Origin of the sequence: Pedobacter namyangjuensis (assembly GCF_003313325.1) — a bacterium.
Classification (GTDB): domain Bacteria; phylum Bacteroidota; class Bacteroidia; order Sphingobacteriales; family Sphingobacteriaceae; genus Pedobacter; species Pedobacter namyangjuensis.
Genome location: NZ_QMHQ01000004.1, coordinates 389,842 through 402,744, shown reverse-complemented (window position 1 = coordinate 402,744; position 12,903 = coordinate 389,842). Strand labels below are relative to the sequence as shown.

Sequence of the window (12,903 nt, the reverse complement as noted above, 5' to 3'; positions counted from 1 at the left end):
AAAATATGGCAAATTTTATTCTAATAGGGCTGTGTATTCTTGCCGGAATTTATTTTCGCAAATCCGGTAAGCTACCGAAAGATGCCCACAAAGGCATTAATGCGTGGATTATTAATATTGCCTTGCCAGCGGTATCGTTTAAGTATTTGCCACATATTCAATTTACCTCCGAACTTTTGTTGCCAGCACTTTCGCCTATCATTATTTGGTGTTGTGGTTGGTTGTACATTACCTTTTACGCGTTTAGCAATAAAAAATTAAGTAAGGCAACGCAGGGCGGATTAAAACTTACCAGTAGCTTAAGCAACACATCTTTTATCGGTTTTCCGTTAATTATGGCCTATTTCAGCGAAAAGGAAATCGGCATTGCCATTATTTGCGATCAAATAACATTTATGTTGCTGGCAACAATTGGGATTGTAGTTGCAATACGTTCGTCTCAAAACCAAAAGCTGGAAGCAAAAATGGTACTTAAAAAAGTGCTTACTTTTCCGCCAATCTGGGGTTGTGTGTTGGCATTAACCTTGCCAAAATTTGTAGATATTTCGGCTTTAGACCCGTTGTTCGATAAGCTTGCCTCAACAGTCGGTCCCTTAGCATTATTTTCTGTAGGCTTGCAGTTAAGGTTTGGTGGTTGGTTTAGCGAGATCAAACATATCAGCTTTGCTCTACTTTATAAACTGTTTTTAGCACCTCTAATAATTACGTTAATTGCTGTTGCCTTTAGCCTAAAAGGAATGATACCGAAGATTGCCATTTTCGAAGCAGCAATGCCAACATTACTTACCTCTGGTATTATTGCCGATCAGTATAACCTAAATCCGAAACTTGCAAATTTGGTTATAGGTGTAGGTATTGTTTTGGCATTTGCAACCACTGCAATTTGGTTTGCCGTTTTAAATTATTCGGGGTTATTTTAGGTTGTAAGTCCACTAACCATATCAAAAACTAAAAACCTTACCAACTACACTAGCATTCAGGCAAACTCAGCGGTATATTTGTTGCCAAGCCACCATCTGATGTTTCTTTGTACTTAGAATTCATATCTAAAGCAGTTTCCCACATGGTGTTTACCACCGCATCTAAACTTACTTTAGCCTTATCAGGGTTGCTTTGCAATGCTAACTGACTAGCGGTAATTGCTTTAATTGCGCCCATGGTGTTGCGCTCTATGCAAGGGATCTGCACCAAACCACCAATCGGGTCGCAGGTTAAACCTAAATGATGCTCCATAGCTATTTCCGCAGCCATTAATACTTGTCGCTGAGAACCACCTAAACACTCGGTTAATGCGGCTGCTGCCATTGCAGATGATACGCCAATTTCTGCTTGGCAACCACCCATTGCAGCCGAGATTGTTGCGCCCTTTTTAAATATGCTGCCTACTTCTGATGCGCATGCAATAAACTGGATGATTTTCTCCTCGTCATAACCGTCGCAAAAAGTAATAAAGTATTGCAAAACAGCAGGTATAACACCAGCTGCGCCATTGGTAGGTGCTGTTACTACGCGACCAAAAGCAGCATTTTCTTCATTAACGGCTAAAGCGAAACAGCTCACCCAATCTAAAATATAGTTGAAACCATTTCCGCCATTTCTTATTGCCAAAACCCAGCTATCATAATCGGTATAAGTTTGACCTTTTATTAAGCGCTGATTTAGTTTTTGTGCTCTACGGGCAACATCCAATCCGCCAGGTAAAAAACCGCCGGTGTGCGAGCCTCTATAAATACACTCTTTAATAACCTGGAAATGTTGAAGTATTCCTTTTTTAGTTTCTGATTCCTTGCGCCAAGCAGCTTCGTTTTCCATTACCACTTCGCTTACTTTTAAGCCGGTTGATAAACACCAGTGTAAAAGCTCACTTGCCTTTTCTACGGGAAAAGGAAGATCTACTTGTTCTTTTTCGCTTCCATTTTCTCCTTCTTTTACTACAAAGCCACCACCAATAGAGTAATAAGTGGCCGAAAATGCTTTGCCAGAACTTAAAAATGCTTGAAACGTAACTGCATTTGGGTGAAAGGGAAGACTTTCCATGAATAGGAAAATCAAATCATCATTATAAGAAAAGTTGATTTCATGACTGCCACCAAGTGTTAGTTTTTCACTCTGTTTTATTACTGCAATGGTGCTGTCAATGGCGTTCACATCAAAAGTTACCGGGTCGCCGCCAGTTAAGCCCAATAAAATGGCAATATCTGTTCCATGGCCTTTGCCTGTTTTAGCCAAAGAGCCGTACAAAAGTATTTTTACTTGTACAACATCGCCCAATAAACCATCTGCACTAAGCAAGTTAGTAAACTGTTGTGCTGCTCTCCACGGACCTAAAGTGTGCGAGCTAGATGGTCCAATACCTATTTTAAAAATATCAAAAACCGAAATCTGTTCCTTTTGCATGATAAACAAAGCTATATACTTTTAGCGATATTTATGTATTTAAATTATTCGTTTCATTGAGCTTAAAATAATTTAATTAATGGTTATATTCGTCGAAAACAATCCCTTTTGTGATGAAATCATTGATGTTCTCAGTTTGCTTTCTACTGTCGGTTTCATTTTCTCTAGCGCAGCAAAAAAAGCAAAATGTTTATTTTTTGAAAAACGATAATAGGCAAGTTGCACATCGGGATGATGCAGATTTTATCCGAGTTATCCAAGAGCCTGATTCCGGTGAAACGAATTTTGTAGTGCATGAATATCATAAAAATGGCGAAAAAAAAACAATCGGGAAAGTTTCTGCTTTTGAACCATTTTTAGTTTTTGAAGGAGCAGTAATTACCTATTTCGACAATGGTTCAAGAGAAGGTATCGTTAATTATGAAAATGGGAGGCCATCTGGAAGTGCTTATTTTTATTTCCGGAACGGAAAAATGAAAAAGCAATTCGATTATTTACTAACCGATAAAGATGATAAAAAACCATCAGGCTTAAATACGATGCAAGCTTTAAATGAGCCTGAAGGTAAGTTGATCTTCTTTGCAGATTCTTTAGGGAAAGTTTTGGTTAAAGATGGAAACGGACGAGCTATAGAAATTTCTGGTAAGGCCGACGATGAACTTGTTGAAGAAGGTGATTATTTGAATGGCCTTAAAAACGGCACTTGGTTTGGCAGCTACCGTTCGGGGAAATCAAGTTATGAAGAATCTTACGACGCGGGTAAATTCTTGTCTGGAAAGAGTGTTAAAGATAGTGTTAGCTACCCTTACACAACTTTATCTACTCCGCCAAAATATAAGACCGATGTTAACGAATTTTATAAATACGTGGGGAAATCAATAAGGTATCCTAAGGACGCAATTGCAAATCGAATTTCAGGAAGCGTTGCACTATCTTTTGTAATTGACAAAGACGGCAAGTTAACGGATATATTGATATTAAACCCTTTATTTCCGTCGCTAGACGATATGGCAAGGCGGGTGTTAATTGATTCTCCGAAATGGCAACCGGGTATTCAAAGAGGTTTGCCAGTGCGTGTAAAATATAATTTCCCAATTAAATTTAGTTTAGGTAGATGAGGAAAGTAACTATCCTTTTTTTATTGTTATGCAACTTTGCGATTGCCCAAACTTATACCGCACCTGCGGATGAAAAGGTAAGGGCAAAATTATCCCAATGGGGAGATAAAAAATTTGGCTTGTTTATGCACTGGGGGATTTACAGCGTACCCGGAATTGTAGAATCATGGAGCATTAACTCTGAAGATGCAGATTGGATACCTAGAGATAGCACGGTTAATTACGACGAATACAAAAAATGGTATTTTAATCTAAATAAACAGTTTAATCCGGTTAAGTTTAATCCTGATCAATGGGCGGCGTATGCCAAACAAGCAGGAATGCAATATGTAGTTTTTACTACTAAACACCACGATGGATTTGCCATGTTTGATACCAAACAATCTGATTATAAAATAACGGCTAAAGAAGTTCCCTTTTCAACAAACGCTAAAGCCAATATTACTAAAGAAGTTTTTGAGGCTTTTAGAAAAAAGGATTTTATGATTGGCGCCTACTTTTCGAAACCAGATTGGCATAACGAAAATTATTGGTGGCCACGCTATGCTACCCCAGATCGTAACAATAATTACGATATCCGTTTGCATCCGCAACGCTGGAGAGATTTTAAAGATTTTACCCATAAACAGCTAGCAGAACTAATGACCGACTATGGCAACATAGATATTTTATGGTTAGACGGTGGTTGGGTTAGGCCAAAAGCAACCGTAAATGCCGAAGTGCTTTCTTGGGGTGCCCCAATTCCAGCTTGGGATCAAGATATAGATATGCCGAGTATTGCCAAGATGGCCAGAGCTAAGCAGCCCGGTTTAATAATGGTAGATAGAACGGTACATGGCGAGTACGAAAATTATCAAACGCCAGAACAAAAAGTGCCCGAAAAACCATTGGATTATCCTTGGGAAACCTGTATGACTATGGGCGAAGCCTGGGGGTATGTGCCAAACGATAAATACAAAACTGTAAATAAGCTGGTGCACTTACTCGTAGATGTGGTTGCCAAAGGCGGGAATTTCCTCTTAAATGTTGGCCCTAAGCCAGACGGCACTTTTCCCGATGCCGTTATTGATCGTTTAGCCGGAATAGGAAAATGGATGGACGTTAACAAAGAAGCCATTTACGCCAGCAAACCAATCGCTCCTTACAAGCAAGATAATGTTTGCTACACCACTACAAAGGATGGAAGTGTTTACGCGATTTATTTATTGGAGGAAAATGCTTCTCTACCTTTAAAAATAAACTTAAAAGGGTTACCTAAAACTGCTAAAACCATAAATTTATTAGGCGTAAAAGAAAAGCTCAAATGGACGCAACTGAATAATAATGTAACAATTCATTTATCAGCCTCTACAAAAAAATTGCAACACGCTTTGGTATTTAAAATCAACTGATTAAAAGTCAAACGCAATAATTTTCGTATCTCTAAGCATTTTGTCTACAAACTTTTTGTGGTTTCTGGGGCTGCCAATCGCTGTCCAAGTGCCGCTAATAATGCCGTTTGCCAATTCTTGCTTACCTCTGTGAAGCTTCAATCTCGAGGTACGAATTGATTCTTCGTAAATGTCGAGGCTTTCGTTCTCGTATTTTTTAACAATGCGATAGGTACGCTTGGTAAACTTGCGCTCTACAAAATTCTCTACGTAAGGAAAAATTAGCAAGGCCAGCAAAACCACGCCTGTAACGGCAATAGCTTGTTCGTAATAACCTCCACCAATGGCCATTCCAATAGCGGCCACAATCCAAATAACACAGGCCGTGGTTAGGCCTTTAACTTGGTTGTCTTCCTTAAAAATAACACCTGCACCTAAAAAGCCAATGCCCGTTACAATGTTCGAAGCAATCCTATCCTGACTGGAATGCCCAATTTTAACAGACAGAATGGTAAATAACGTAGCGCCCAAACCAATCATAATCATGGTTTTTAAGCCGGCTTGTTTATTTCTAAATTCTCGTTCAACACCAATTAAACCGCATAAAAGTGTGGCCAATAAAAATTTGTTTACTTCGCCCTGCGTAATTAAATGGGCGCCTTCTAAAATGTTCGACATAGTTTGTAGATCTCGAAACTAATTTCGATAATATTATTTTAATAACAAACACCGGTTTTAGGGCAAGGTTTTTACCGTATTAGATATTTTTTCGAAAACCATTGATCGTGTTTCATCGCTACTTTGGTCCCGCCATCCGCTACAATCTTTTACCCTAAAATTCACTAAAGTGAGGGGTAAAAGGATTTTCGCTTTTGTCGGGTTTAAATAATTTAAGCCTGCTCATAATCGGTTAGTTCGCAGTACGCTCGCTTAAACGAATTAGATCCATACAGATTCCAGATTACAATCTGGAATAGCACTTTCAAAATTCTTAACCTTAATAAAAACTACTACACCTCAAACCATTGTACCGTTTTGAGCGCAAGCTGTTTTCCCAATATTTTTCATAACCAACGCTAACTTCTGTACTTCCGCTGGTATTAGCATAATTTATACGAGAGGTTGTAGCATCATGACTTAAGCCCACGCGGATTTTTTCGCTATCGTTGCGGTTTAAAAATACATCAAAAATTAAAGAAAAAACCAATGCATCAGAACCACCGGCTTGGTTGGTGCGGTACCAAATTCCAGAATTAAAGCCACGGTATTTAAATTGCGCACCGGCGCTTAAAGAATTTACATTTCCTTGTCGGTACACCACAACCGAAGGAATTAAAAATGAGCCATCATCATCTAAATAATCCAATCCTTGGCTTAAAGGCATTTTAAAACTTGCGTTTATGGCAATGCGCATTGGCAGGCGAGCTGGCGTACCGCTAAAAGATTCATCTGGTCGGTTAATATGGTAAAGCGAAGCTCCTAGCATTGCGTTTCGGTAAATAAAATTAACGCCTGCGGCAGGATCAAAGTAAAATTTGTTAGCTACATCTGGTAAAGTTGCCGAAGAAATACTGCCAGGAATGTAGCCTGTATTTCTATCTATCTGGTCTGAAAATACTAGTTTGCTCCAATCTACACTTCTGTTGGTAAAACCAGCCTGTAAACCGAAAGATGCAGAAAATTCATCGCCACCAACACTATAAGAATAAGTGGCTGCAATGTTGTTTTTTGTTAAGTAAGCTACACCCTCCGTGCCTCGGTTAAACGAGATTCCTACACCGCCTGCTAATTTGGGTACGTATACATCTGCCGAAGCGTTGATGTAAGACATATCTCCGCCAAGCGAGCTCCATTGGTTCCTATAAATCATATTCAACCTAAAATCCCCGTCAAACTGCCCCGTTAACGACGGGTTGAGGTAAATAGGCGCATTAAAAAACTGCGAATACAATTGGTCTTGAGCCTTAGTGGCCAAGAAAAAACTACAAAACAATATGCACGCAATAATCCTTTTCATCATCGTATCAAATAGATTTCTCCTGTTCGCTTAGGTGGTTTTTTATCTAGGCTTACACCTTTCCATTCGGTGCCATTTATCAATTGCACCTCCATTTTCCAGAAATAAATGCCTTGTGGCTGCGGTTGATTTTTATACGTTCCATCCCAGCCCTCCACAGGTTTTCCGTCTTCTAACTGTGTCGTTTCCCAAAGTACTTGTCCCCATTTGTTAAACACACTCATTCGCCATGATTTAATTCCTGCCCCAATTGCAGTAAACTTTTGCAGTGCTAAACTGCTTCCGCCAGGAATAAAGGAGTTAGGAAGATAAACATAGCCTGGAACACCAACAATGTGAACGTATTTTTGTACGCTGTCTACGCAGCCTTCTTCGTTAAATGTTCTTAGTGTAACCATAAACCTGCCGGTATCTGCATACTTATGGCTCGGGTCTTTAAGCGTAGAAGTTTGCCCGTCACCAAAACTCCATTGGTAATTTTGCGGACGGTTTGTACTTTCATTCGTAAACTTAAATGTATAGTCTGGTATGCTAATAACAGAGGCTGGCGAAATGGCAAAGGCTGCTTTAGGTGGTGCAACAATTTGAATATAATCTGTAAGCGTGCTAGTTGTTGGGCACCCTTGGCTATTAAAAGCCGTTAACTTAACCGTGTAATTTCCTTGTGGAGCATCATAAACATGCGTTGGTTCAAATTGGGTTGATGTTTTTCCATCGCCGAAATCCCACAAGTAACTTACTGCGTCTGTAGTTGTATTTGTAAACTTAACGCTTAAGCCTTCGCAACCTCTATTAACATTTCCCTTAAAAGCTAATTTAGGTTGTGCGTAAACCGTTATGGTTTCTGTAGTACTGGCTACCGAGCAACCATTTGTAGCTAACATCTCTACCGTATAAACTCCAGGTTTGGTAAAAACGTGGGTCTGTTTTTCTGGAATAACTGTATTCGATGTAACAACACTTCCATCGCCAAAGGTGTATTTAAACGAGCTTGCGCCTTTTGTGTTGTTAAAGAAGTCTACACTAAATGGTGCACAACCACTAAGTTGATTGCTATTAACCACAAGTTCTGGCGTAATAGTGTTTGGAGAAACTCTTAAAGAATATTGAGATTCGCTGGTACTACATTCGTTGGTGGCAATCATTTTAACCACAAAGTCTTGTACAACTAATGTTTGGTATGTATGAGAAACCGTTCGTTTTTCTCGGGTTGTTAACGTTGTTCCGTCGCCAAAATCATAAAAATAAACATTATCATTTCCCGGCGAAGTATTTGAAAACTGTACTGTAAATGGCGCACAACCAGCAGTACGATTTGGAGAAAATACAGCTTGTGGATTTGCCCTAACCAACACGGTTGATGTAGAGCTTAGTATGCCACATGGCGATGTAGCCTCTAAAGTAATGGTGTACTCTTTGTCTTCGCCAGTTGGATCTGGTAAAAACTTTATCACACCCGGGTTAATAGCATTAGATGTAGTTCCGTTGCCAAAATCCCACCTAAAAGTTATGCCACTAGTTACATTAGAAGTATTTCTGAACGCCACATCTAACGGTCCGCAACCATTTATCTTGTCTTGTGTAAAAGCAGGAATTACGGTTTGTCTTGTACTAAACACATGGGTGGTCTCATCCGGTAAACAGCCGAAACTGCTTGTAGTAACCAGCTTAATAGTTACGTTGGTATTTGCTGTGGTGATAGTATAACCTGGAAAATTTGTACCGGTTCCTATGGCAACATTATCTGCATACCAGGTGTAAGTTGCATTTCTGTCGGCAAATATTGTTGCCTTTACATTGGTGGCATCTAAAACGAATGGAAAACAACCAGTGTCGTTGGTATAAGTTATTACCGCTCTAGCGTTAGGGTTTACGGTTACTTTAACGTTGTTGCTGGCGTGCTGCAAACTTCCGCTGCAAGAGCCACTGCTAACTAGGCGGCGGAAAAGCGTCGTTTGCGTAACGCCTAGGGGAAGGTAATCCTTCTCAGTTGCATTGGCCACGAAAACCCAAGTCGTGCCGTTGTCAGTACTTTGTTCCCAGCCATAGGTATAATTTGTAGCATCTCCGCCAGTTGGCTGCGATCCTGTTATTAAAGCAACGGCACTTCCAGTACAAATGGTCTGGTCGGCCGAAATCGTATTATTAGCAATAGGTGGAAGTGCAACAATATTTAGGGCTGTACTTGTAGCAGAACAATTTCCGCTATTTGTAATTCGACGGTAGCTTAAACTTCTTGCCACAGTTACGTTCAAATTTATACCGGTTTGACCGTTTATGGTAGTCCAGTTAGTTCCATCAATGCTACTTTGCCAAACATAACTGTATGTTCCATTTCCTCCAGTTGGATTGCTTCCAGTAATTGTAATGGTTTGACCGGTACAAACCGTAGTGCTTGCGACTGTTACATTATTATTGGCGATTTCGGCCAAATTTGTAATGATTACAGCATCGCTACTTGCAGGGCATGGCGGTAAACCAGAAATAGTCCATAAAAAGGTATAGGTTTCTCCACCCACTAATCCATTTACCTTTGTGTTAAACTGAGTTGCATCTTCAAAAGTTACACTAGCTTGTCCAGAGGTTAAAGTCCATACGCCAGTGTTGGTACCTGGATTATTTCCCGCCAGGGCGATAGAGCTAGCATTGCAAATTGTTTGGTCTGCACCGGCATTAGCGCCTACTGCACCAATATTTACGGTAATAATGGTAACTGTAGAAAATTCTATAGCGCAATTGCCGCTTTGTACAACAGCTCTGTAATGTGTGGTAGTAGTTAAATTCGTGTAGTTTATCGAGCTTGCGGTTGTAGCAATAGGAAGCCAATTGGTTCCATCTGCAGACCGTTCCCATCTTAAGATATTTCCAACCTGTCCGGTTAAATTTATTTGTCCGTTGCTATTGCCAGCGCAAACGGTATTCGTACCATCTGTAGTACCGCCAACTGTTGCAGGATTAATTTTTATGCTTACTTCATCGGTTTTTGGGGCGCAATTGGAAGAACCTGTTATCGTCCATCTAAAAATATAGGTGTTGCCAGGTTGTAGATTGCCAGCTTCTGCATTAGGCAAGGTAGCGTCAGTAAATGTTGCGCCAAATGTGGTAACCTCTGTCCATACGCCCGCTCCAACTGTTGGAGTATTTCCTTTAAGGGTAAAATTAGTTGCGTTACATAGAATTTCATCTACTCCAGCATTTGGGGTAGTTGGTTGCGGATCTACTGTAACATTTACAGTTATTGGCGCACCACCGCAACTTCCCGAAGATAGCGGGGTAATGGTGTACGTAACCGTTCCAGATATTGTTCCAGTATTAATCAATCGGTCGCTAATGCCAGTAACATCATTTAAATTAGTTTTATTCGTATTGCCTGTTATGCCTGCGGTTGCAACACTGGTCCAATTGTACTTAGCTCCATTAAAATTAGAAGTTAGGGTTATGTCGGTTAAGTCGCCACTGCAAATAACAGGTTTTACAACGTTTGCCGTAACATCAGGCCTCGGATTTATAGTTGCAGTAAGAGTAAAAGGCTCGCCAATACAGCCATTGCTTTCTGGTGTGATGGTATAAACAATAACTGCAGCGGTATTAAAATTGCTATTAGTAATTGTTTCGTCAATTGCTCCTGTGCCACTTGCAGAAAATCCGCTCGCAAAACCATCTGCGTTAGCAGCTGTCCATGAAAATGTACTGCCAACAACAGTAGACGAGGGTGTATAGCTAACTTTATCGCCAGTACATATAATTAAGGTTTGGTTGGTTTGGCGGTTCCTCGGTAGTATACTTAACGTTACTTCTCTCTCAACCCGAGCGCAATTACTCAATCCGGTATTAACTAAAAGTTTTATAGTTGCCGAACCTGCATTTCGTTCGGCCAGTGTTGGCGTATAGGTTGTACTGAGTTTTGATACATCATTGGTAAAGGCATTTCCAACTGAAAAAGTTCCTGCGCCAGCCCAGCTAAAATCTGTATAGGTTCCGGTAATTGTTCCTGTTACATCGGCTATTCCATCATAACATATTGCTGTTTTAGCAAAGCTGACATTTGGAACCGGAGAAGGGGAGAACGTGATCACTTGCGAATCGCTATTAGTGCCGCAAATATTGGTTACTGTTGAAGTAATAGTGTAGGTATCAAAATCGTCGAACTTTATAGTTGGATATTTTACATTAGAAGGCCCGACAAAAGAGTAAGGTTTTCCATTAGATGCAGTTACTGTCCATGTATAAGTATCGTCTAAAGTAGGCGAATCGTTACCAGAATAAACGGTGCGAGTTGGACTATTTACGGTCGAGAAATTAAAAGTGCCAGGCGTACACAGAGTGATGTCTGGAGATAGTGTTACCGTTCTTGGTAGGTTTATTACTATTTCTTGTGGCGGTGCTGTAAATGCTCCACAACCTGCTGTAGTAATGGTTAAACCGATGTTGTATTTTCCTGGAAGTGTAAATTTGAAAGTAGGCGGAGCTGCTGTAGCCGATGTTAAATAATTTTGCGTTACACCGGTAGATGGTGATACTGACCAAGTATAAGTTACTGCAGAACCGCATCTGTTATCTACAACCGAAGTATTTGTAGGCGTAATATCGTATGGTGCACAGCCGACTATTGCAGGTAGCGTAAAACTTGGAACCGGTGGGTCTTCAATACATATAGTTTGTGTGGCAGGAATAGACGGGCAGCCAGAACTGCTATTAGATTCTAATCTTATAGTGTGCGTACCAGCGCTTAAAGTTCGAGTTAGTCTGAACGATAACGGTCTATTCGCTTCCGCTAAAACTCCGTCTATGTACCAGTTGAAAGTAACGTTATCGGGTTCACAACCCGGAGAGTTACTTGTTGGGCTATCGCCAAGCACAGAGGTATTTATAAAGGTTACGGCATTATTACTACAGGCCGTTGTGGGTCCGGAAAATCTGTTTTGGGTTTGGTTTACAACTCTTGCGGTGGTGGATATTGCAGTTCCGATATTTCCGCAATATGGATTGCTCATTTGGATATTGATTCCAAATACGTTATATGTTGTTAAACCACCAGAAACAAAGTTCTGTCCGCATGATGATCGAGTATACTCATGAGACACAGTTCCATTTTTCAAATCACAAAATGTGTACTTATCTGTTTGTCCATCACCCCAACTAATACTATAAATATTTCCCGGAAAATTCAGTCCAATACCATTGTTAGCAGATATATTTATACCGTAAGTTAGTTTTCCGCCAGGTAAACAAACAACATTGTTTCCTGTAGTAGAAAATGCTGTTATAGTCTCGTTATTTATAATAAAATATGCTCTTGTGGCAACAGTACCATTTGGCATCAGTACTTTAGCGAAAATGGTATAATGCTTTTTTTCTGGACTAAAGGTGATAGCACCAGAAATGGTATGGTTAGTAACAGCTTTTGTAAACTCATCAGTAATAGTTGCACTTAGTGTACCATTAGCTGTAGACTCGTTACCGAGCGTTAATGTTAAAGAATTATTAGAAGCGCAGGAACCGAAGGCATCGCCAACACCGCCATAATAGTGGCTAGAATTTAGCTTTGCTTCAACTTTATCGCCTGCAACCACCGAAAACGTTCCCGATTCTGCAGAGGTTGTAACTGGCGCAGAGGAAATAATCCGAATTTTATAGCCATTGCCCACTGGAGTGTTTGCTGGTATCGTTCCGTTTACAAACGTGGCATAAAAACTATTATATGTTCCAATTGTGGTTGGTGTCGCAAAATTTCCAGTCGCGTCAGAGAGTTGCATCGTAAAGATGTTGCCTTGCGTGTAACAAGCTGCAGGGTCGATTGTAAAAGTTGCTGCAATGGAACTTCCGGGCGTATACGGGCCAGCATCTACACTACCCAAACTTAATTGGGCAAACGTAGGCGCCGTTAAAGCACACAACAAGCTTAGGACCAACAAACGGATTAGCTTCACAACAAAACAATAGGTGCGTAAATATAATATTTAAATGATAATTAAATATTTATTGTTTTAAGAAACTAAAA

At 40.2% G+C, this 12,903-nt stretch carries 7 protein-coding genes; 3 read left to right on the top strand and 4 right to left on the bottom strand.

The features are described from left to right. Window positions 1–5 precede the first annotated feature (5 nt). Window positions 6–920 carry an AEC family transporter gene (locus DUT69_RS17435; protein WP_113654538.1) on the top strand — a complete coding sequence of 305 codons (915 nt, stop codon included), beginning with the start codon at window positions 6–8 and terminating at the stop codon, window positions 918–920. A 49-nt stretch (window positions 921–969) separates the two neighbouring features. Here DUT69_RS17435 and DUT69_RS17430 read toward each other — a convergent pair whose 3' ends face one another. Next, window positions 970–2,397 carry an L-serine ammonia-lyase gene (locus tag DUT69_RS17430; protein ID WP_113654537.1) on the bottom strand — a complete coding sequence of 476 codons (1,428 nt, stop codon included), beginning with the start codon at window positions 2,395–2,397 and terminating at the stop codon, window positions 970–972. 197 nt (window positions 2,398–2,594) lie between these two features. Here DUT69_RS17430 and DUT69_RS17425 point away from each other — a divergent pair, with 197 nt between their 5' ends. Further along, the gene (locus DUT69_RS17425) at window positions 2,595–3,515 is read left to right on the top strand and encodes an energy transducer TonB (RefSeq protein WP_162796350.1); all 921 of its coding nucleotides are present in this window, start codon (window positions 2,595–2,597) and stop codon (window positions 3,513–3,515) included. Beyond that, on the top strand, window positions 3,512–4,906 hold the full coding sequence (locus DUT69_RS17420; protein ID WP_113654535.1) for an alpha-L-fucosidase: 1,395 nt from the start codon (window positions 3,512–3,514) through the stop codon (window positions 4,904–4,906). Before DUT69_RS17425 ends, DUT69_RS17420 begins: the two co-directional genes overlap by 4 nt. Here DUT69_RS17420 and DUT69_RS17415 read toward each other — a convergent pair whose 3' ends face one another. The 3 genes from DUT69_RS17415 to DUT69_RS17405 form a co-directional block, all read right to left on the bottom strand. Next, window positions 4,907–5,563, bottom strand: coding sequence for an MgtC/SapB family protein (locus tag DUT69_RS17415; RefSeq protein ID WP_113654534.1), 657 nt, complete (start codon window positions 5,561–5,563; stop codon window positions 4,907–4,909). 319 nt (window positions 5,564–5,882) lie between these two features. Next, window positions 5,883–6,905 (bottom strand): PorP/SprF family type IX secretion system membrane protein, encoded by a 1,023-nt coding sequence (locus tag DUT69_RS17410; protein ID WP_113654533.1) that lies wholly within the window; start codon window positions 6,903–6,905, stop codon window positions 5,883–5,885. Next, window positions 6,902–12,832, bottom strand: a complete 5,931-nt coding sequence (locus DUT69_RS17405) for a PKD domain-containing protein (RefSeq protein WP_113654532.1) — start codon at window positions 12,830–12,832, stop codon at window positions 6,902–6,904. Before DUT69_RS17405 ends, DUT69_RS17410 begins: the two co-directional genes overlap by 4 nt. Between the last annotated feature and the right edge of the window lie 71 nt (window positions 12,833–12,903).